The 21,960-nt window shown below is 53.1% G+C and carries 17 protein-coding genes and 1 pseudogene; 6 read left to right on the top strand and 12 right to left on the bottom strand.

What is annotated here, in order from left to right; all coding sequences use genetic code 11:
• Window positions 1-3: 3 nt before the first annotated feature.
• From ACSHSR_RS16810 to ACSHSR_RS16795, 4 genes are all read right to left on the bottom strand, one after another.
• Complete coding sequence (locus ACSHSR_RS16810) at window positions 4-1,308, bottom strand: pepsin-like aspartic protease (protein ID WP_208142043.1); 1,305 nt, start codon at window positions 1,306-1,308, stop codon at window positions 4-6.
• A 66-nt stretch (window positions 1,309-1,374) separates the two neighbouring features.
• A complete protein-coding gene (locus ACSHSR_RS16805; protein WP_096141183.1) occupies window positions 1,375-2,334 on the bottom strand; it encodes a TerC family protein in 960 nt (319 codons plus the stop codon).
• 328 nt (window positions 2,335-2,662) lie between these two features.
• Window positions 2,663-5,542: a valine--tRNA ligase gene (locus tag ACSHSR_RS16800; protein ID WP_156018973.1), complete on the bottom strand. Its 2,880-nt coding sequence runs from the start codon at window positions 5,540-5,542 to the stop codon at window positions 2,663-2,665.
• A 15-nt stretch (window positions 5,543-5,557) separates the two neighbouring features.
• Window positions 5,558-6,022 (bottom strand): DNA polymerase III subunit chi, encoded by a 465-nt coding sequence (locus ACSHSR_RS16795; RefSeq protein WP_025889275.1) that lies wholly within the window; start codon window positions 6,020-6,022, stop codon window positions 5,558-5,560.
• A gap of 199 nt (window positions 6,023-6,221) precedes the next feature.
• Here ACSHSR_RS16795 and ACSHSR_RS16790 point away from each other — a divergent pair, with 199 nt between their 5' ends.
• On the top strand, window positions 6,222-7,127 hold the full coding sequence (locus tag ACSHSR_RS16790; protein ID WP_190533029.1) for a PhzF family isomerase: 906 nt from the start codon (window positions 6,222-6,224) through the stop codon (window positions 7,125-7,127).
• 153 nt (window positions 7,128-7,280) lie between these two features.
• Here ACSHSR_RS16790 and ACSHSR_RS16785 read toward each other — a convergent pair whose 3' ends face one another.
• From ACSHSR_RS16785 to pepA, 3 genes are all read right to left on the bottom strand, one after another.
• On the bottom strand, window positions 7,281-8,318 hold the full coding sequence (locus tag ACSHSR_RS16785) for an NADP-dependent oxidoreductase (protein WP_025011392.1): 1,038 nt from the start codon (window positions 8,316-8,318) through the stop codon (window positions 7,281-7,283).
• Window positions 8,319-8,410: 92 nt separating this feature from the next.
• A complete protein-coding gene (locus ACSHSR_RS16780) occupies window positions 8,411-9,016 on the bottom strand; it encodes a TetR/AcrR family transcriptional regulator (protein ID WP_215794599.1) in 606 nt (201 codons plus the stop codon).
• 488 nt (window positions 9,017-9,504) lie between these two features.
• Window positions 9,505-11,013: a leucyl aminopeptidase gene (pepA, locus tag ACSHSR_RS16775; RefSeq protein WP_028781604.1), complete on the bottom strand. Its 1,509-nt coding sequence runs from the start codon at window positions 11,011-11,013 to the stop codon at window positions 9,505-9,507.
• A gap of 238 nt (window positions 11,014-11,251) precedes the next feature.
• On the opposite strand from pepA, the gene lptF reads away from it, so the two are divergent.
• Together lptF and lptG are read left to right on the top strand one after the other, a co-directional pair.
• Window positions 11,252-12,364: an LPS export ABC transporter permease LptF gene (gene lptF / locus ACSHSR_RS16770; RefSeq protein ID WP_479630965.1), complete on the top strand. Its 1,113-nt coding sequence runs from the start codon at window positions 11,252-11,254 to the stop codon at window positions 12,362-12,364.
• Entirely contained in the window at window positions 12,361-13,419 is a 1,059-nt protein-coding gene (gene lptG / locus ACSHSR_RS16765; RefSeq protein WP_028781603.1) for an LPS export ABC transporter permease LptG, read from the top strand. Before lptF ends, lptG begins: the two co-directional genes overlap by 4 nt.
• A gap of 195 nt (window positions 13,420-13,614) precedes the next feature.
• Here lptG and ACSHSR_RS16760 read toward each other — a convergent pair whose 3' ends face one another.
• The 5 genes and pseudogenes from ACSHSR_RS16760 to ACSHSR_RS16740 form a co-directional block, all read right to left on the bottom strand.
• Entirely contained in the window at window positions 13,615-14,124 is a 510-nt protein-coding gene (locus ACSHSR_RS16760) for an RDD family protein (RefSeq protein WP_025011396.1), read from the bottom strand.
• Between the two features lie 25 nt (window positions 14,125-14,149).
• Window positions 14,150-14,401 carry a DUF2960 domain-containing protein gene (locus ACSHSR_RS16755; RefSeq protein WP_025011397.1) on the bottom strand — a complete coding sequence of 84 codons (252 nt, stop codon included), beginning with the start codon at window positions 14,399-14,401 and terminating at the stop codon, window positions 14,150-14,152.
• A 26-nt stretch (window positions 14,402-14,427) separates the two neighbouring features.
• Window positions 14,428-14,778, bottom strand: coding sequence for a DMT family protein (locus ACSHSR_RS16750; RefSeq protein WP_025889282.1), 351 nt, complete (start codon window positions 14,776-14,778; stop codon window positions 14,428-14,430).
• A 3-nt stretch (window positions 14,779-14,781) separates the two neighbouring features.
• The gene (locus tag ACSHSR_RS16745) at window positions 14,782-15,267 is read right to left on the bottom strand and encodes a GNAT family N-acetyltransferase (protein ID WP_025011398.1); all 486 of its coding nucleotides are present in this window, start codon (window positions 15,265-15,267) and stop codon (window positions 14,782-14,784) included.
• 66 nt (window positions 15,268-15,333) lie between these two features.
• Window positions 15,334-16,848 (bottom strand): annotated as a pseudogene (locus ACSHSR_RS16740) (carboxypeptidase M32).
• A gap of 402 nt (window positions 16,849-17,250) precedes the next feature.
• Here ACSHSR_RS16740 and ACSHSR_RS16735 point away from each other — a divergent pair.
• From ACSHSR_RS16735 to ACSHSR_RS16725, 3 genes are all read left to right on the top strand, one after another.
• The gene (locus ACSHSR_RS16735) at window positions 17,251-17,883 is read left to right on the top strand and encodes an OB-fold-containig protein (protein ID WP_412502276.1); all 633 of its coding nucleotides are present in this window, start codon (window positions 17,251-17,253) and stop codon (window positions 17,881-17,883) included.
• A gap of 26 nt (window positions 17,884-17,909) precedes the next feature.
• The gene (locus ACSHSR_RS16730; protein ID WP_208136044.1) at window positions 17,910-19,742 is read left to right on the top strand and encodes a flotillin family protein; all 1,833 of its coding nucleotides are present in this window, start codon (window positions 17,910-17,912) and stop codon (window positions 19,740-19,742) included.
• Between the two features lie 1,680 nt (window positions 19,743-21,422).
• Window positions 21,423-21,944 (top strand): hypothetical protein, encoded by a 522-nt coding sequence (locus ACSHSR_RS16725; RefSeq protein WP_479630964.1) that lies wholly within the window; start codon window positions 21,423-21,425, stop codon window positions 21,942-21,944.
• The last annotated feature ends 16 nt before the right edge of the window (window positions 21,945-21,960 follow it).

Below are 21,960 nucleotides of genomic sequence, written 5' to 3'. Positions count from 1 at the left end.
TCCTTAGGGGACTGCCGGCTTGGAAACATTTTTCTTACGGGCAAAGCGAACCGTGCCGCTCGCTCCCAGATCGCGACGGAACACTACATAGTAGGGATTGAACAGCGGAAGCCCCAGAATGCTCTGGGCCGGCCAATGGGGCAGTTGTCCCATGAGTTTGAATACGGCATGGCCATGCTTGGGGGCATTTGTTTGCCAATAACAGTCAGCCGGGCAGGTGAGTATGCAGGTTTCCCCTTTTTCTCCTTCGAGGTAAAACAACAGCTCCGGCCATTGCTCAAGCTTGAGTTGGTTGCAGGGGATACCTTCTGCCAGCATTTGCTGCACCTTGGAAAGCTCATGGATAAAGGGCTCCAGCACAGAGGCAGCGTCAGGGTGAAGACGGTAAAGACTCTGCAGCAAGCGCTTGAACAGACTCTCGGGCAGGCAGATGAGGGAAGCGCCCGAGTCCAGAATGGCGTTACTCGACCCTCTCTGTTCCAGCTTGCTGTCGGTGGGAGGAAGAGGAATGGCATCCTCACCGTGCCAGCCGACGGCTTTGAGATTGAGGTTATAGTAGCGGTCATGGACGACCTTGATATCGATAAATTGGCCATCGTAGAGATGGGTCTGCTCTTCGCCGCCGCCGAGTATCAGTATTCCTTGATTGAGACTGTCGTCTTTTAAGCTTGCCTGCCTTGTTTCGGCACAGGCATGGTGAATACTGGATCTATGACAGAGTAGGGCAAACCTGTTGGCGCACAGACCATGTTGTTCCATCAGGGTAAAGCAACTGGGAATATCCTGCTCTGGTGCCTGCGAGATTAAGGTCTTGAAGTGCTGCAGCTGCCTTTGATCAAGCACTTGTGCTTGATCACCAAAGGGCCAGGGAAAGGTGTATTTCTGCCGCTGATGTTGCAGAGCGAGATAATGGCTCAGATCATAGCTGCGATTGAGGGGGTGATAGGCCAGTCCCCAGATACCGTCAGCCTCAAGGAATGTGTGCCGGGTTTCCTTGTGTACCAAGGCCAGTGGCGTATCTGTTAACTTCAGCTGCGCCGCCTGAACCTGAGTGTGAATGACAGAGCCCAGCCAGCCTCCCTGACCATAACAAATCTCCTGTGCCAAGGCCGTTGGCTTGAGTGACATATCCTGTTCAGGCTGATAGCGCCTGTGCAGCACAGCCATAGTGGAACTGCCGCTATCTATGATGAGGTTAACCTCACACTCTTCACTGCCGAGTTTGAAAGGAGCGGTATAAACGCCGTCTGCCAACAGGTTGTTGAGTGGCAGCAAAGTGCCGTTGACCAAGGTCGCTCTCTGGGTCATAAGAATAACGTTTGTTAATTTTTTGTTGTCTTATAAGCCCTTCGAGCGACTGACAAGTGACAGATATTATGCCTGTGGTTGTTTACCCTTATCCCGGGTCAGCCACAAGCTGCCCAATACACTGATCAGCAGGATAGCGGCGATGACCGCCAGTGCCAGCATGATAGGCAGATGATAGATATCCAGCAGAAGCATCTTGGTACCGATAAACATCAGGATCAGCGCCAGGCCATATTTGAGCAGCACAAAACGTTCGGCGGCGCCCGCCAACAGAAAGTACATGGCCCTAAGTCCCATGATGGCAAAGATGTTGGAGGTCAGTACGATAAAGGGATCTGTCGTGACCGCGAAGATGGCCGGAATACTGTCCACCGCGAAGATGATGTCGCTGATCTCTACCAAAATCAGCGCCAGCAACAGGGGCGTGGCAAATAACATGCCGCGGCGACGCACCACAAAGCGCTCACCCTGAAGCTTTTTCACCACCCTCAGGTGTTTTCTGAGCCAGCCAAGCAGTTTGCTGTTGGAGAGATCGGTTTCATTCTCTTCCTTGGCAAACAGCATCTTGGCACCGGTAAACAGCAAAAAGGCCCCGAATAGATACAACACCCAGTGGAACTGATTAATCAGCCAGGTGCCGCCAAATACCATGGCGGCGCGCATGACTATGGCGCCCAGCACTCCGTAGAGCAGCACCCGCCTTTGCAGCTCGGCGGGGATGGCGAAATAGCTAAACAACATCAGCCAGACAAATACATTGTCCACTGCCAGGGCTTTTTCGATGAGATAGGCGGTGAGAAACTCCAGCCCTTGCTGATTGGCGACTTCGAGACCTGCGGTCTGTTTCAGATAGAACCAGACTCCTAAGTTGAACAGCATGGCGACGCTTATCCACACCAGGGTCCAGATCCCCGCCTCTTTGACCGAGACTTTATGGCTGTGACCACCGCCGACAAACTTAAGATCTATCCAAAGGATCCCCAGTACTATTACCAGAAATCCGCTCCACAACCACCAGGTACCCATTTCGTTATCTCCAAATACAACAAAGCCTGCCACCGACGGCAGGCCAGCTGAAGGAGCACGGATCTTGCCTGTCGGCAAGGTCTCACTTACAAAGCACAGCTCAGTGGCTTTGCCCGGTTGCCGGGTGCGCAAACACCGTAATGACGACAAACCGGCGAGAAGTTACTCCCCTTGGAATATTCCCCAATTTAACAATATGTTGTCCCGATAGCCAGCACTGGCAGATGAAATTATCTTAATCTTGCCAACCCTCTGCCCTGGGCGCAAACGGAATGAAAAAAGGGCAGTCAATTGACTGCCCTTACGTTTATCGCTCTTGAGCTAATCGTTAGGCTTCCAGTTTGGCCAGCTCGGCTTGCTGCTCTTTGAGCTTGTCCATATCGCGCTTGAGATCAGCCATCTTGCTGCGCTCTTTGTCGATAACGGCGGCCGGCGCTTTGGCAACAAAGCCTTCATTGGACAGCTTGCCTTCAATGCGGGCGACTTCGCCACTCAGCTTATCCAGTTGTTTGTCGATACGAGCCATTTCGGCCGCTACGTCGATAAGCCCCGCCATAGGGATCAACAGTTCCATCTCACCCACCAGTTGGGTGGTGGACATGGGCGCGTTGTCGCCATCGGCCAGAATCGTCATGCTTTCCAGCTTGGCCAAGCTAGTGAAGAAGGTTTGGTTGGCTTCGACACGGGCCTTGTCGCGGGCACTGACACTGCGCAGCAAGGCGTTGAGCGGCTTGGACGGAGCTATGTTCAGCTCGGCGCGGATGTTACGCACGGCAACAATCACTTGCTTGACCCATTCCAAGTCGGCCATGGCCTCGGTATCGACCTTGTCGGCCTGATACTCAGGGAAGGCGGCCAGCATCAGGGTTTCCCCTTCCACACCGGCAAGTGGTTTGACACGGTGCCAGATGGTTTCAGTGATATATGGCATCAATGGGTGCATCAGGCGCAACAGCTGCTCGAGTACAGTCACCAGAGTATGACGGGTGCCACGCTGCTCGGCTTCAGAGCCGTTTTGCAGCACAGGCTTGGTCAGCTCAAGATACCAGTCACAGAACTGGTTCCAGGTGAATTCGTACAGGGTATTGGCGGCCAGGTCGAAACGATAGGCGCCCATATGCTCTTCGAAGGTCTTGACCGTTTGGTTGAACAGACCTGTGATCCAGCGATCCGCCAGCGACAGCTGCATCTCACCGCCGGCCTTGCCGTTGGGTGAGTTGGGGCCGCAATCTTGATCTTCTGTATTCATCAGTACATAGCGGGAAGCATTCCACAGCTTGTTACAGAAACTGCGGTAACCGTCCAGGCGCTTCATGTCCCAGTTGATGTCACGGCCGGTGGACGCCATGGCAGCCAGGGTAAAGCGCAGCGCGTCGGTACCGTGGGCTTCGATGCCGTCGGCAAACTCCTTGCGGGTGCTCTTTTCTATCTTGGCGGCCAGCTGCGGTTGCATCATGTTACCGGTGCGCTTGCCAACCAGAGATTCGAGATCTATGCCATCGATCATATCCAGAGGATCCAGCACATTCCCCTTGGACTTGGACATCTTGTTGCCTTGCTCATCACGGATAAGCCCGGTCACATAGACAGTCTTGAAAGGCACCTGAGGTGTGCCGTCTTCATCCTTGATGAAGTGCATGGTCATCATGATCATCCGGGCTACCCAGAAGAAGATGATGTCGAAACCTGTCACCAGCACGTCTGTGGGGTGGAAGGTTTTCAGCTCAGGAGTTTGCTGTGGCCAGCCCAGGGTTGAGAAGGTCCACAGGGCAGAGGAGAACCAGGTATCCAGTACATCATCATCCTGACGCAGAGCAATATCGCTTGCCAAGTTGTGCTTGGCACGGACTTCGGCTTCGTTACGGCCGACATAGACCTTGCCGCTGTCGTCATACCAGGCCGGAATGCGATGACCCCACCACAGCTGACGTGAAATACACCAGTCCTGAATGTCACGCATCCAGGAGAAGTACATGTTCTCGTATTGCTGAGGCACAAACTTGATATTGCCGTTTTCCACCGCTTCTATGGCTGTCTTGGCCAGTGGTTTGACAGACACATACCATTGGTCTGTCAGCAGCGGCTCAATCACCACGCCGCTGCGGTCGCCATAAGGCACTTTCAGGCCGTGGGGCTCGATTTTTTCCAAAAGACCCAGGGTCTCGAATTCGGCGACAACTGCATCGCGGGCCTTGAATCTGTCCATACCGGCATAACGGCTTGGCAAAGAGGCGTCCAATTCGGTGTTGAGGCTACCGTCGACATTCACCACTTCGGCCACAGTGCGGATGGCGGCATCCTGGGTGAGTATGTTGAACATAGGCAGATTATGACGCTTGCCGACTTCATAGTCGTTGAAGTCGTGGGCCGGGGTGATCTTCACACAACCGGTACCGAACTCCATATCCACATAGTCATCGGCCACCACAGGAATACGGCGGTTGACGATTGGCAGAATGATCTCTTTGCCTATCAGGGATTGATAACGTTCATCGTCAGGGTGCACGGCAACGGCGCTGTCACCCAGCATGGTTTCCGGACGTGTGGTGGCGACAATCAGATAGTCTTTACCGTCGGCGGTCAGGGCGCCATCGGCGAGTGGATAGCGGAAATGCCACATGTGGCCCTGCTTTTCCTTGTTTTCCACTTCCAGATCGGAGATCGCAGTGTGCAGCTTGGGATCCCAGTTAACCAGGCGTTTACCGCGATAGATGAGATCATCTTCATAGAGGCGAACAAACACTTCCTGCACGGCTTCCGACAGACCTTCGTCCATGGTGAAACGCTCGCGGTCCCAGTCTACTGAGGCGCCCAGGCGACGCATCTGGCGGGTAATGGTGCCACCGGACTGGTTCTTCCATTCCCATACTTTGTCCATAAAGGCTTCACGGCCCAGGTCGTGGCGGCTCTTGCCTTCTTCGGCGGCGACTTTGCGCTCCACCAACATCTGGGTGGCGATACCGGCATGGTCGGTACCCACTTGCCAGAGGGTGTTCTTGCCTTTCATCCGCTGGTAACGGATCAGGGTGTCCATAATGGTATCCTGGAAGGCGTGTCCCATATGCAGGCTGCCGGTGACATTCGGCGGCGGGATCATGATGCAATAGTTGCCCTGGGACTCGTCACCGTGGGGCTTGAAGTAACCTTTCTCTTCCCATACACGGTAGAGCGCTTGTTCAATAGACTGCGGATTGTATGTTTTTTCCATGGGAACTGTCGTTTCTCAAACAAAATTAAGTGGTTGTGTTGCCAAATCCTGGGTGCTGAGCGTGACTCCCAGATTACGATACTGGCGGTATCTGTCCCTGGCCAGGGCCTTGTGTTGCTCATCACCGGCAACAAAATCTATGATCCTGCCAAAGTTTACCGCAAACGCCGGGGCTTCATTGGCCAGATTGATCAGTATCGGGCGGCGTTGATTGGGCCCCAGCCTGTCAAAGCCGATTTCAACCGGTGCACCGGCGGCAGGGCCTTCCCCTTTGAGGTTGTGAGGCACAAAAGCACTGGGCTCAAACTGCCACAGCAGCTCGTCAATCCCATGGGCCTGAGCCTGATCCTCACAGTGAATATACAGCCATTCACCCTTGGCATAATGTTGCCCGGCCAACTGACAGGCAAGCAGTTGCAACTGCTCGGCGCTTGGTTGCTGTGCTGCATTCGGCAGCAGATAAAAAGTTGCCTTGCTCATCGCCTGCATCTCACCCCTGCACAGAACACTGGTAGCCATTTGACATAAGAGGAGGATTTTACACCTTTTGGCCAAAGGTTGAAATGGTCAGCGCCATCCCGATAAGGCTCTTGAGCTATCGGGTGACAAGCTACGCCTATATTGCCAAGGGTTGGGAAAGTGTCGATACTCGTTTGACGCTTTTGTTCCGGAGTCAATTATGGAGTTACAACTCTTTCAAGTGGATGCCTTTACCACTGAGCTGTTTGCCGGTAATCCCGCCGGTGTAGTGCTCAATGCCGATGGCTTGAATGAGCGGCAGATGCAAAATATCGCCAGAGAGCTAAATAATTCGGAAACGGCCTTTATTTTTAATACTCCAGGGGCCGATTACGATATCGAAGTCAGGTTTTTTACTCCCACTCAAGAGGTCCCTATCTGTGGCCATGCCACGGTGTCGGCCCACTATGTTTATGCCAAAAATCGCGGTGTCACAGATGGAACCGTGATTCAAAAGACGGGAGCAGGAAAGCTACCGGTTACCATAGCACCGGAAGAGGGCGATATTTCAGTGCTGATGACTCAGGGAAAGGTAGAGTTTGGCGCCATCTTGAGTGCTGCCCAGGTTGAGTCATTGTTGCTGGGTACCGGCTTGTCTGAAGGGGCCTTGGTGACGGATTTGCCGGTACAGATAGTTTCTACCGGCCACTCCAAAGTGATGGTACCACTCAAGAGTAAAGCGCTGCTCGAGCAGGTTGCCTTGGATGAGTCCAAGCTGGTGGCGTTGAGTCGGGAAATTGGTTGCAATGGTTTTTACCTGTTTACACTGGAGTCTGAAGAGGAGGGCGTGCTGGCTGCAGGGCGTATGTTTGCACCTGCCATAGGGATAACAGAGGATCCTGTAACGGGTAATGCCAATGGGCCTTTGGGCGCTTATTTGACTCACTACGGCAGCTTGCCTGCCAGCATGCAGGGCTCGGAGTTTTCCATCGCTCAGGGCGAACAGATGGGCCGCAAGGGATATATGCAGGTGCGGGTCTTTGCCGATAAAGAGACTGTTCACAAAGTTCAAATTAAAGGGCGTGCCCGGATTGTCTTTGAAACCAGGCTTAAGCTGGAGGCCTGATCCAAGGCTTTGTTAAAGACGGCGTGAATAGCTTGAATTAAGCCGTCAAAATTGGCGGCCCTCTTGGCGTTTATGCTTAAGCGGGCCGCAAGTCTTGCTTTGCTGGTTACCGAATGGCCGCAGGACTCAACTTGGTGCAGCTATCAGTTTTTATCACAGCGGCTCGGCTACCTTGATCACCAGCTTGCCGAAGTTTTTACCTTCAAGCAGGCCGATAAAGGCTTGTGGGGCCTGCTCCAGCCCTTCGACCAGTTGCTCCTTATATTGAATTTTGCCTTGAGACAGCCAGTCACCCATATCCTTGGCAAACTCTTCATATCTGTGACCATAGTCGTCAAAAATGATAAAGCCCTGCATCTTTATCCGCTTCACCAGAATGGTGCTCATCAGCAGTGACAGGCGATCCGGACCGGCCGGTAACTCAGTGGCGTTATATTGAGACACCAAACCACATACGGGGACTCTGGCGCTGGTATTTAGCAGGGGCAATACCGCATCAAACACTTTGCCGCCGACATTCTCGAAATAGATGTCTATTCCCTGGTCGCAGACTCGGGCCAACTGCTCGGCGAAGTCCTCGGCCTTGTGATCCAGACACTCATCGAAACCCAGTACTTCTTTGGCGTGGCGACATTTCTCAGCGCCGCCGGCAATACCTATGACCCGGCAGCCCTTGAGTTTACCTATCTGACCTACGGTAGCGCCAACCGGTCCGGTGGCGGCGGCAACCACCAGGGTTTCTCCCGCTTTGGGCTGGCCAATATCCAGCAGTCCCATATAGGCGGTGAAACCCGGCATGCCCATGACTCCAAGGGCATATGAGGGGGCTGCCGGCGCTTTGCCGAGTTTCAACAACCCTTCACCGTCCGAAAGGGCATAGTTTTGCCAGCCGGTGTAAGCGAGCACCCACTCACCGACTTCAAAGTTCGGGTGACGGGACTCTTCCACCTGGCAAACCGTGCCGCCGACCATGATATCGTTCACGGCTACCGGCTCGGCATAGGATTTTGCATCACTCATGCGGCCGCGCATGTATGGATCCAGCGACAGATAGATGGTGCGCAGCAACACCTGGCCGTCGCCTGCCACTGGCTTACTGCTGCTTTCCAGACGGAAGTTGTCTGCATTGGGAGCGCCGCTCGGGCGAGAGGCCAGCACAATGCGCTGATGTGGGTTTTGATTGGCAGTCATAATAGGCTCCATTGGCTTTTATTACTTAATTAGACCGGTCGTCTAGTGCTTGGTTAAAAAAATCCCGCCACCTGTGTGGCGGGGAGTATCTGTTATTGGCCGCTGTTGTCCAGCCTGCCTGCGAGTATGTTGTCAGTGGTTTGCATTGCCAGGTTGAGGGCGTTTTTATCCTGAGTCAGCTTGCTCATCAGGCTGGCCCCCAGCCAGAGGTTGTAGAGCAGCTGCGCCGTCTGGTCACTGTTGCTGATCTTGACAGAGCCATCCCGGTTACCGGCTTCGATACATTCGGCAATGGTGGCAATGATCCGCTTGGCGCCTTGCAGCAGCGCCATACGCATCGGCTCAGAGAGATCGGCCACTTCGGCACTCAGCTTCACCACCAAACACTTTTGCGCGCCACAGACATCGGCGTCGCAGTCCAGCCAGAGTTGCCAGTAGCTTTGCAGCCGCTGCAGCGCCGGAGTGCGCTCATGGCCCAGCAGTGCCTGCAGTTTAACTTGATAATCGTTGAAATAGTCCTTTATCAGGGCTTCACCGAACTGCTCCTTGGATTTGAAGTAGTGGTAGAAGGAGCCCTTGGGGACTTCTGCATGTTGCAGCAGTTGTGACAGGCCAACATTGGAAAAGCCTTTGGTTACGACGAGCTGGTAACCCGTGTCCAGTATGTGTTGGCGTGTGCTTTGTGTCTGTGTGTTCATGGCGGCCAGTATAATTACCACTAGACCAGTCGTCTAGTGGTTTATTTGTACAACGCTTGTTTGGCTCGGAGCTTCAGCGGCAGTAGCAAGTGACAAAGGAAACTTGATAGAGTGTCAGTTGATGAAAAACAATAAATTAAAGCGTTCAGAGTTAAAGTGAACGGAGTCATGTCGGTCGGAGCTTTATTTGCAAACTCAGCTGTGCAAACTTAGTCTGAAGCCGAGTTTTATGGGGCCGTATTGAGCCACGGCCATTCAAAAGGTCGGTTTAATGCGGCTTCGCTCTGTGGTTTGAGCCGTGGATGAATACCATTTTGCTCAAGCGCCGGCTCTATGGCGATAATCAAAAGGCGGGGGCGATAATCAAAAGACGGGGAAGGAGCAGGACAAAGGGAAGATTGGCTTTATAAAATAGCCAATGGCATGACCCCACAAAAATAAAAAGCGAAGCACTGGGCTTCGCTTTTTATTAACCGGGAGTCAGACGCTTATTCGCCTTGCTCGACTCCGGCGCGGTTCAGCAGGAACTGCGCCAGCATAGGAACCGGACGACCGGTCGAGCCCTTGTTGGCGCCGCTGTTCCAGGCTGTACCTGCTACATCCAGGTGAGCCCAGTGGTACTTCTTGGTAAAGCGCGACAGGAAACAGGCCGCTGTGATAGACCCGGCAGGGCGTCCGCCCAGATTGGTCATATCGGCAAATGGGCTGTCCAGCATCTCCTGGTACTCATCCCATATCGGCAGGCGCCAGGCGCGGTCACCGCTCTGCTCACCGGCATTGAGCAGCTCGCTCGCCAGTGGGTTATGGGCCGAGAACAGACCTGAGGCGTGTTTACCCAGCGCGATAACACAGGCACCTGTCAGAGTGGCGGTATCTACCACCAGTTCAGGGTCGAAGCGCTCCACATAGGTGAGTACATCACAAAGCACCAGACGGCCTTCGGCGTCTGTGTTGAGCACTTCCACGGTTTGGCCGCTCATGGTGGTGAGAATATCACCTGGGCGGTATGCGTTGCCGGAAGGCATGTTTTCACAGCCGGCCAGTACCCCAACCACATTGATAGGCAGCTTCATTTCACAGATGGCCTTCATGGTACCCAGTACCCCGGCAGCGCCGCCCATGTCGTATTTCATTTCATCCATGGCTTCGCCAGGCTTGAGCGAGATACCACCTGAGTCAAAGGTCAGCCCCTTACCTACAAGCACTATCGGCTTGGCGGTCGTGTCGACGGCGCCTTGATATTCCATCACTGTCATGATGGACTCGTTGGCGCTGCCACGGCCCACGGCCAGGTAGGCGTTCATGCCGAGCTTGGCCATTTGCTCTTCACCGACAGTGCTGACCTTCAGGTTCTCGTGCACTTCGGCCAGTTGCCGGGCCTGCGAGGCCAGATAAGCCGGGTTACAGATGTTGGGTGGCATATTGGCCACGTCGCGGCACAACTGCATACCGGCGGAAACGCCGACACCGTGCTCAATGGCGCGCTCGCCGACCGTCAGCTCACGGCGGGTGGGGACATTGAATACCAGTTTGCGCAGCGGTCGGCGAGTCTCGCCCTTGCGGGTCTTGAGTCCATCGAAGCTGTAGAGGGTAGAGCTGGTGGTTTCCACGGCCTGGCGCACTTTCCAATAAGTGTCGCGGCCTTTAACGTGCAGTTCGGTCAGGAAGCAAACGGCTTCCATTGAGCCGGTATCATTGAGGGTGTTGATCGTCTTGGTGATGATCTGCTTGTATTGGCGCTCGTCTAGTTCTCGTTCTTTTCCGCAACCTACCAGCAGAACCCGCTCACTCAGTACATTGGGTACATGATGCAGGAGCAACATCTGCCCGGGCTTACCTTCCAGATCGCCGCGACGCAATAGGTTGCTGATGTAACCTTCACTGATTTTGTCCAGTTGTTCGGCGATGCCGGACAGGCGACGGGGTTCGTAAACGCCTACAACTATGCAGGCCGAGCGCTGTTTTTCGGGGCTGCCGCTCTTTACGCTAAACTCCATGAGCTCTCCTAGATTCTTTTAAAGACAAACTTTTTTATTTATTGGATAATGTCTGCTTGTGCCGCCCAAAGGCGGAAAATTTCCTGCAGCAGGGGGCTGGTTTGGCTGACAAGAATCATACGCCTGAAACAACCAAAATGCCGCCTGTTATGGTCAGAAAACTATCAAAAGTAGACAGTCTACATGAAAGTAACACTGACACCAGCAAAAAGATAAGTTTGGATACCGGATTCAGCCTGTGATTGTATTTAGATACTTGATCCGCGAAGTTTTGAAGGCACAAATAGCGGTGCTTTCAGTCTTGTTAGCTATTTTTATCAGCCAGCAATTTGTCCGCATCCTGGCCGATGCCTCCGATGGCGAATTTCCCGCTTCCCTGGTGATGACACTGATAGGCCTCAATCTGCCCGAACTGGCGGTGCTTATCCTGCCCCTGAGTCTGTTTCTGGGGATCTTGCTCGCCCATGGCCGCATGTATGCAGAAAACGAGATGGTGGTCTTTCACGGGGTCGGCATCAGCGAATGGTATGTCACCCGGGTAACTCTGATCCTGGCGTTGCTCAACAGCCTGTTTACCGGTTATCTGGCGCTCTATGTCGCGCCTTGGGCGCAGGACAAACAGCACACGGTTTTGGAAAAGGCTCAGTCAGAGGCCGGGCTTGCCGCCCTGGTTCAGGGACGTTTTCAAACCAGTGCCAATGGCCGGGCTGTGCTCTTTGTTGAAAAAATCAGTAAAGACAACGAACTGGAAAAAGTCTTTGTGGCCCAGCTTCCCGATGCGGAAGACGAAAGTGGCGTTACCAACCTGGTCGTGGCCCATGGTGGCCGGGTGGTGGAAGACGCAACCGGTGGTCAGCGGCTCAAGCTCGATGATGGCGTGCGTTATCAGGGAGCCCCGAACCGGGTGGATTACCAGGTGATTGAGTTCGGTGGCTATCAGATGCAGCTCAAAGAGCAGGAAGTGGATGAAAGGGATCGTAAGTTATCTGCCGTGCCTTTCAAGGAACTGCTCAATACGCCGGGGCCGGAAGCCGTGGCCGAATTCCACTGGCGACTGGCCATTCCGCTGGCTATCCCTTTGATGACGCTGATTGCTGTGCCGCTGGCGCGGGTCAATGTGCGCCAGGGCAAGTTTGCCAAGGTGTTCCCGGCGGTATTACTCTATCTTAGTTATTTCGGCTTGATGGTCGCCGGGCGCAAGGCGCTGCAGGATGAGGTGATCCCGGCCTGGCTGGGGATGTGGTGGATCCACGCCTCGGCATTGGTGATGGGCATCTTGCTGATAGGCAAGGGCAGACCTTTGGGCACTCGCCTGACCGGCCTGTTCAAACGCCGGGGGGCCGCAGCATGAAGATACTGGACTGGTATATTGCCAGAGTACTGCTCAGCACCTCGGCCCTGTGTCTGCTTATTTTGACCGGACTTTCCGGGATCATCAAGTGGGTCGATCAGCTGCGTCTGGTGGGCCGGGGCAGCTACACCATGATGGACGCCGCCGTCTATGTGCTGTTTTTGATCCCAAGAGATGTGGAGATGTTCTTCCCCATGGCCGTGCTGCTCGGGGCACTCATCGGCATGGGTATGCTGGCCTCAAACTCTGAACTGATAGTGATGCAGGCCTCCGGCATGTCGCGGCTGCAGATCACCCTGTCGGCGATGAAGACGGCGGTTCCTTTGATGCTGATGGTGATGGTACTGGGTGAATGGGGCGCGCCGGTGGCGGAGCAGAAGGCCTATGAGCTTAAGACCAACAAGATCTCCGGCGGCAACCTGATTAAGTCCCACCGCGGGATTTGGGCCAGAGACGGAAATCTGTTCGTCAACATCGGCGAGATTGAAGATGTGACCCGTCTTGGCAATATTACCCTTTATGAGTTTGACTCAGAGCAGAAGTTGGCCAGTGTGGTGCACGCCGAGCAGGCTATCTATACCAAGGAATATTGGCGTTTGTTGGAGGTTCGCCGCACAGTGTTCAAAAATGAGCAAGTGGTGCTGGATAACCTCAAGGAAGACAGATGGCCCTCCAGTCTGACACCGGACAAGCTGAGCGTGGTGTCGGTTAAACCCGATGCCCTGTCTATCCGTGGTTTGGTCGGTTATCTCGACTACCTGAAGAACAACAATCAGGACGCCAGTCGCTATGAGTTGGCACTGTGGCGTAAGGTGATGCAGCCCATCACGGTGGCTGTGATGATGCTGGTGGCGCTCTCTTTTGTGTTCGGGCCGCTGCGAACCGTCACCATGGGGGCCAGGGTATTACTCGGGGTGATAGCCGGCTTTACCTTCTATATCTGTAATGAGATCTTTGGTCCCATGAGCATAGTCTATGAGCTGCCGGCCTTGATGGGTGCCATGATGCCGAGTGTGCTGTTTACCGGCGCGGCTATCTACTATATCCGCCGCTGAGGACGCTGAGGATTGAAGGCTTGAGAGTAATGCCGCTGCAGCTTTAAAAGCCTCCCTTGTTGATTAACGTTATTAAAAAGCCCTGTCACTGACAGGGCTTTTTGCTGTGGTTTGCGTATTGGAGGCATCTAGAACGCTTTATTTTAATGCCATCGCTACCTGGGTATTTCAGGCTATTATCTCAGAATCCGTGTCTCAGGCTCCGTGCCAGTTACGCAGTGAGTTGGCTTCTTTACTGAGAAGCACCACTTCTGAGCGGGTCATGCTGTCCTGCAGTGCCAGTTTGTCACCATTGAACAGGATCCACAGGTTGCCTATCCCCAACAAGGACCAAACTACCCGTGCCAGCGCGGTAATAAAACTCAGGTTTTGGCCGTTGGGATGCTGCACCTTGAGGCGCCAGGCACGCATGCCCAGAGTCTGGCCGCCCTTGGACCAGAACAGGGCGTAAAAACCGGCCACACAGCAGGCCAGCCACAGCTGATAGAGGCCGTGATAGAGGCTGTTGCCATTGAGCAGATCCGAAACATGTTCATAGTTCCCCATGGGAATGAGGCCGGAGGCGGTCAGGCCGGTAAAGATCCCAAACCCTATGGCACCGGCAAACATGTAGACGGCTACCGCCAGCAGCAGATCATAAACGGCAGCTCCGAGGCGCTTGAAAAAGCCGGCTCGGGGAAAATTGGCGTGCTCTGGATTTATCATGGCTTAACCCTCTTTTGGGCAGGTATTAACCCTGCTCTTCTTCTTTAACAAAGTGGATATGACGAAACCCCATACGGGCGAATTCACTGGTGCGATAGCTCTTCAGGGCGCCACCGCCTTTGGCTGTCATGGCGACTTGCTGCTCCATCGCCAGAAAGCGGCTTAGATCTATTCCCTCGGCGGCGGCAACAGCCTCGTACATGTCGTGGTATTTGTCATAGGCAAAGTTGATCACTTTCGCGACCCCCTTGTATTCATAGGCGACCTGACGTGCCATCTTGTGTCCTCATTAAAGCAGTGGGCTCAAGCGAACTTACTGCGAAATATAAAATAAACGGCGCCGAGCATACATAACCCGGCCCAGAGATAGTCCAGTTTCAGTGGTTCTTTAAGGTAATAGAATGAAAAAGGAACAAACAGACTCAGGGTGATGACTTCCTGAAGTATCTTGAGTTGGCCCACATTCATCACACTATAACCAATACGGTTGGCCGGTACCTGCAAAAGATATTCGAACAGGGCTATGCCCCAACTGACCAAAGCGGCAATGATCCAGGGTTTACCTGAAAGGGACTTGAGGTGGCCGTACCAGGCAAAGGTCATAAAGATATTGCTCAGGCACAACAAGCCTATGGTGATGAGTGTGGGTTGCATCTGTCAGCGGGCTACCGGATAGACCATATAACTGGCGTCATCTGTATAGGTGGCCAGCGATTTTTCGATACGCTTGTGGTTAAAGCCGAGCTTTTCCCAGTAACCACAGGCGCCCTGTACTGCCACCAGTGACAAGGAACCCAGGCGCAGTTTTTCCGCCTGAAGCTTGAGGGTATCAAACAGTTTGCGTCCGGCGCCGAATCCCTGAGCTCTGTTGCTGATGGCAATATCATGCAGATAAAGGGTGTCGGCCTTGGGCAGTGTGGTAATCGCCTTGTACAGTGGCGGAGGGGTGTCTTCGGTCCAGGGATGAGCCAGACAATAGCCTACCACCTGGTCACTCTTTTCAAGGACATAGCAGGTTTGCGGTGATGCCTGCCACTTGCTCTTGAGCACATGTAAAGGTTCGGGGGCCAGAGCGTGGTAGCACTCTGCTTGAATTTCGCCTATGGCTTGCCAGTCATCCTGGCTAATGGCGCGTATCAACATCTGAATTCACTTTCTCTTTTCAGTTACTTCGTAGAAACGCGCCATTATACCATTTTTGCAGATAAATTAATCCAGATAGCGCTGCTGCAGATGGCGCTGCAGGAAGTTGGGATCCAGACTCTGCCCTGTGGCGCTGCGGATCAGTTCATCGGTTTCCAGCAGGCACCCCTTGGACCAGATCTTTTCATCCAGCCAGTCGCAAATCTGCCCCAGCTTATCCTGGCTCAGCAGGGCTTCAATGGGGCCCAACTCGGCTTCCATGGCAAATCTCAGCTGGGCGGCATACATGGCGCCCAAGGTATAGCTGGGGAAATATCCCAGTTCGCCCAAGGTCCAGTGAATATCCTGCATGCAGCCATCTTTATAATTGCCGGCAGTACTCAGCCCCAGATATTGCTGCATCTTTTGATCCCAGAAATCGGGTAGGTCTTTCACTTCCAGGCTGCCGTCGATAAAGGCCTGCTCGGCTTCAAATCGCAGCAGTATGTGCGCCGGATAGGTGACTTCATCGGCATCGACCCGGATAAGACCCGGCTTGACCCGGGTGATATTGTCGACCAGTTCATGGGCCGATACCGGGCAGTCGAGATGTCGGCGAATTCTCGGATAGAGCTTGCTGATAAAGGCGCGGCTGCCGCCGAGTTGCATCTCAAAAAACAGGCTCTGACTCTCGTGGATCCCCATGGAGCGAGACATTCCGGCGGGTTGTCCTCGCCAATCCTTTGGCAGCGCCTGCTCGTAACGGGCATGACCCGTTTCGTGAATAGTGGAGGTGAGGGCAGCGATAAAGTCATCTTCCGTGTAGCGACTGGTGAGGCGGATATCACCGGGCACGCCACCGCAAAATGGGTGCGAGCTGACATCCAAGCGTCCTTGATTGAAATCAAATCCCAGGTATTACATTACCTCCCGTCCCAGCAGCTTTTGGTCTGCTATCGGGTAGTCGCCGGCGCTGCTCTTGTAACTCTGGTGCAGCTGCTTGTGCTTCACTTTTTGGATAAGCTCGGGCAACCAGTCCCGCACCGCTCCGAGAGTGGTCTCCAGCCGCTCACATGTCATGCCGGGTTCAAATCTGTCCAGCAGGGCATCGTAACCGGCCTTGCCAGTGTGCGCCGAGCGAGCCTGGGCTTCTTCTCGCACCAAGGCGATTACCGCCTCAAGATTGGGGCGAAACCCTTGCCAATCGTTGTTTTGTCGCTGTTCACGCCATTGGTTTTCACAGCGATAACCCGCCAGCGTCTTGGCCTGCACCAAGTCCCCCGGTACGGCTATAGCTTGGGCATAGTGCCAGCGCATCTCTCTGAGGTTGGCTTGCTGCTCGATACTGAGTTCGGCGGCCTTGGCTTCGGCGCTATCCAGCCATTCGGCAAGCCGGGGCGAGGTTTTTAAACTGTGAATGTGTAATGCCAACTCGGCCATCGCCTCGGAGCGGGCCTCGCTGCCTCCCATGGGCATCATGGTGGCTTGGTCCCAGTCCCCCAGGGCACTGAAATGCTCAAAGTGGCTGATGGTACGAAAGTGCTGGCAAAGTTGCTGATATTCGGTTTTGGCTGTCATGGTGTGCTCTGGAATGTTTGGCATTCATCAAAGAATAACTGCCCCTATGCTAACCAAGCCAAGGGACGATACTCAAGCAGTTTTCAGTAGGCTTTACTCATGCATAGATTTATTAAGATAATGTTTTGTAACAAAAAATAAAGGTGTGGCACTAATTGGGGTATTCCCTGTTGCCGATATTGAGCCGGCAGTTTGCGACTTAAGGTTAACTGAGCCTGGTTAAGCCTCAAGCGTTGCTATGGCAGCATAAAGCCTTCTGGATTTGAGCCTTAGTGTGAACTGCTTCCGATTTCTGACGTCAAATGCAGATAAAAGCTATTGGAGTCCAAGCTTGCCTGGAGGTAAACTCAGGAATTACCTGAATTTAACAGGCATATATGGAATGTTGGCGACCGGGAGCGGTCGTCGCCCACAAGGAGGAATCCTGTGCTGGACTTTTTTCTGGCCCAGTCCAATCTGCCCTATGCTGTAGCCTTGGCAATAGTGGCACTGCTTGGAGTGATAGAGGGACTCACATTAATCGCGGGTATCAGCCTGATGGCCGCCATGGATGACTGGCTTCCCGATGCCGATCTTGATACTGACTTGCCTCAGGGCGGACTGACAGCACTGGCCGGTTGGCTCTGCCTGGATAGGCTGCCTGTGCTCATCTGGTTTGTGCTGGCGCTGGGATGTTTCAGTATTGCTGGCTACCTGCTTAACTATTTTTCCTGGCTGCTCACCTCTGCCCTGTTGCCGCAAGTGTTTTCTTTGCTGCTGGCTTTGCCGTTGGCGGCGGTTGCCTGCCATTTCCTCGGTGGGCAGTTGGCTAGAGTTCTTCCCAAAAATGAATCCAGCGCCGTCTCAATCGAAGATCTCAGCGGCAGCGTCGGCACAGTAACACTCGGCTGCGCCATCAAGGGTAATCCCAGCGAGGCAGTGGTTCAGGATCAGTACCGTCAGAAACACTATGTCTTGGTCGAGCCCGAAGACGAAGACACCGAATTCCCGGCAGGGGTGCAAGTGGTGCTGCTCAGACGCAGCGGCCGCGTGTGGTCTGCCACCCGTTTTGAACAATAATCTAACCAAAGAAGGAAACAACAGGAATGGAAACCATCCCGGGTTTGAATACCAGTGGCACCAGTATGTTGCTGTTTACCGCAGGCGCAGTAGTGCTCTGTCTGTTGGTGATAGGGTTTATTTTTGCCAAGCTCTATTGCCGCGCCACCAAAGAGATGGCCTTTGTGCGCACGGGTTTCGGTGGTGAAAAGGTAGTCAAAGATGGCGGTGCCATTGTCCTGCCGGTACTGCATGAAATTATTCATGTCAATATGAACACCCTGCGCATCGAAGTGGGCAAGACCCAAAAAGATGCCCTGATCACCAAAGACAGAATGCGGGTGGACGTCAAGGCCGACTTTTACTTGAGGGTGGCTCCCAATGCCGAAGGTATCTCCATGGCGGCCCAGACATTGGGCGGTCGCACCAATAGGGTGGAAGAGCTCAAGAAGCTGATGGAGTCCAAGTTTGTTGACGTGCTGCGCGCCGTGGCTGCCGAAATGAACATGACAGAGATGCACGAGCAGCGGGCCGACTTTGTACAGCGGGTGCAGAACAACGTTGCCAACGATCTCGAGAAAAACGGTCTGGAACTGGAGTCGGTTTCTCTGACAGGTTTTGACCAGACAGAGTTGGAGTTCTTCAATGAGAACAACGCCTTTGACGCCGAAGGTCGTGCCAGACTCGCCAAGATCATCGAAGAAAAGCGCAAAGAAACCAACGATATTCAGCAGGATAACAGGATCCAGATTGAGCTGCGTAACCTGGAAGCCGAAAAAGAGTCGCTGAACATCGAAAAGGCCGAAGAGGAAGCACGTCTGATCCAGCAGCAGGCACTGGAATTCAAGCGCGCCGAACAAAAGGCCGAGATCATCAAGCAGAAAGAGCAAAAGCAGCGTGAGGAGCGGGAGGCGGAAATCGCCAAGGAACGCGCCATCGAGTCGGCGGAAATTGAAAAGACCAAAGACATAGAAACCCGCGAAATTGAAAAGCGTAAGCAAATTGAGCAGGCCAGAATTCAGCAGCTGCGAGATATCGAAGTCTCCGAACAGGAGAAACAGATTGCGGTTGCCGCCAAGTCGGAAGAAGAATCTGCCGCCAGGGCCCGCGCCGCCGAGGCCGAAAAGCTCAAGGTTGAAAAAGAGGAAGCGGTAATCACAGTGCGTCAGGTGGCTGAGGCTAATCGTCGCAAAGAGATTGAAGTTATTGACGCCCGTAAAGAGGCGGAGCGGGAAGCCGTTGGGGTCACAGTTCAGGCTGAAGCCGAGAAACGCGCCGCCGAAGACAGATCCATAGCGATACTGACCGAAGCCCGCGCCAGTGCCGATGCCAAGATGCTCAAGGCCGAGGCCGATGAGAAGGTGTATGCGGTGGAAGCGGCCGGTAAACAGGCACTGCACGAAGCCGAGAACGTGTTGCGTGACGAGCAAGTTGCCCTGCAGCGCTCACTGGCGATCCTCAAAGTTCTGCCGGAAATCGTCGCCAATGCGGTTAAACCACTGGAAAACATCGAAGGCATCAAGATCCTTCAAGGCTATGGCAGCGGCGTAACCGGCCAATTGGGGACAGCTTCCGATGGCGCCGGTGTCAAGGGCGGCATTGCCGAGCAGGTTACCAGTGCGGCGCTCAACTACCGTGCCAACGCGCCTGTGGTCGACGCCATGCTCAGAGAGTTGGGGCTGGTAGATGTCGAAAAGGGCGGGCTGAATGATCTGCTGAGCGGCAACAATATGCTCACCCATGAAGCGCTGCAAATCGCCCGGGATACCAAGGCTAGTGTCGAGCCCAAAGTGGAGACGGTAAAGCCTGTCAGCCAAAACAATGTGGCCTATGAAGTGACTTTGGATATAGATAAGCCTGAGCAACCGAGAAACGCTTAAGCTAGGTTGTACTCATCAATGAATGCCCTCCAATAGGAGGGCATTTTCTTATCAAGCATTGTTTCTTCATATCAGGCATTGCTTCGGAAAATTCGTTTTCAATTTTCCAAGCCGGCCTCGGCTACGCCAATATGCAAACAAAGCCTAGCGGCGGCTTCGAAGGGGAATCGGTGTAATTCTGTTAGCGCTGAGTAGCTTGGAACATCTGAAGTGTCTGCAGACATACACCTAATTTCCAGGCAAAGGCGGAACTGTGACCGTCGAAAACAGGGCCGAATTTTGTTCCAGACAAATTCGGCATTTCCTACGTCCCTGTAGGTCAGATGTTTTCGTCGAGGCTACATGGACGTATTCACACTTTCCTGTTTAACGGCCAGCTCACCGTCCCTGGCTCGCGCTCGAAAGCATGTTGCTGTGCAACTCTCGCCGAATCACAGGATCGCCTGTGCATAAGCCTGCGGCAGGCAATGGGAGACGTCCGTCGCTGGAAGCTCAATCAACGTTATTTGGCTATTTGGGGCTGAAAGCCATGCTAGCCGCTGTGCCAGCGGCGTAAAGTCGTGGTGTTCCACACCACACCGGGCAAGGGGCTTTGCTTGTCCAAAGCCCCTTGCATCCCCAAGGACACCCCCGACGTAGCCGAAAACCCCGCTGGCTTATGAAGCAAATTGGCTACACTCAGGACTCGCCTCCTTGCTCGACCTTCGAGCCTCGACATCCCTGTCTCGGCTACGCCAATTTGCAACAACGCCAGCGGCGGCTCCGAAGGGGGATTCGGTGCAATTCTGTGACAATGGAGTAGCTTGAAATATTTGAGAGATCTGCAGATATACGCCTAATTCTAGGCACAGGCGGAACTGTGACCTTCCGAGCCAGGGATGGCGAGGTAGAGCTTACAAGGACGTACTTGCAGCGAGTCACAGGATCGCCTGTGCAAAAGGCGCACCGCAGGTGATGGGTTACACCGTGGCCGGAAGCTCGGCCAGTACTAACTTAGGAACTTTTAGCTGGAAGCTATGATAGCCGCTGTGCCAGCGGCTTAAAGTCATGTTGCTTTGGGTTTCAAACCCAGTCAATTCTGCTTCAAAAACAAACCAAATCAGGGTTTTGTTGCCTTTGTCAGAACTTGACCTTTGGCTAATTGTTTTCAAATTCAGTACTGGGTATTGTATAACCAATTCAAACGCTTAGCTTTAGCACTTTCTTAAGCTTAAGGCCGAAAGCAACAACACTTTTCTGCATTAAGCGGAATGCAGGGACAAACAGAGTTTGGACCCGTGCGGTAGCCATGGCTTCACTTAACGTTTTTTGTAGGCCTGGGGTGTAGGGTTCTTGGTTGTACGGCTTGGCGCGTTCATGACAAGCACCTCAGAACTGATTTTTATACAGTATTATTGCCGTTCCAGGGAAAATGCCGGGAATTTGTAGATAATTTTGCGCGTTATTTCTGTAACATTTTAGAAAATAACATTAAATTCATAAAGTTAAAAATACAGCTGGTAGATAATAGGTTTAGGAACCGCGCATGCGCGTTTAGCTGCAAGGGATATTAGGACTAAATGGTATTATATCCAGCCAATACAAATAGATAGCGATGCGTGTTTACACTCCTCCGAGGACTAAAACGCGCATGCGCACTATACAGCTGTTATGCAATTCCAAGCTAGGAGGCGAGTCCCTGTGCTATTAGATGCAAATGTTATAAACACTGGTGTGGCTGTATTAGCACTATTTTTATCAGTTTTTTCATACTTATTCACGAGAAGGTCTTGGTTTGAAAATAATCGCCCAATCATCACTGCCGAGATAAAAACGCACTCAGCTGGAAACATGGCAATTACCTACAACATATTAGTGCACAACACAGGAAATCGTCCTGCCGCTGACGTACTACTTACCACTGATGAAGAGAGCATAAAAAGGTTACTTGCTGAGAGTTCAAATCCTGCAGTAGCGAAAGAAATACAAAGTATTTTTTCGGGCGCAGGAGAAATTGCATTACTTCATAGTGGAGAAACCGTAAGTAATGGATTTGGCCACACTTCAGGGAGTGAGAATTCTCCCTTAAATTATGGAGTAAAACTTCCGATTAGAATTACCTACAGAACTTTGAGCGGTAAAAAATATACAACAAAACAAAATCTAATTCTAAAAGACTCTGAATACTTTGCTGGATCAGGCTGGGGTGAGCCAAATGCATAACCAGGCGTTCAAAAGC

It is taken from the genome of Shewanella sp. VK101, from assembly GCF_056497865.1.
This window is presented reverse-complemented; position numbering and strand designations above follow the sequence as displayed.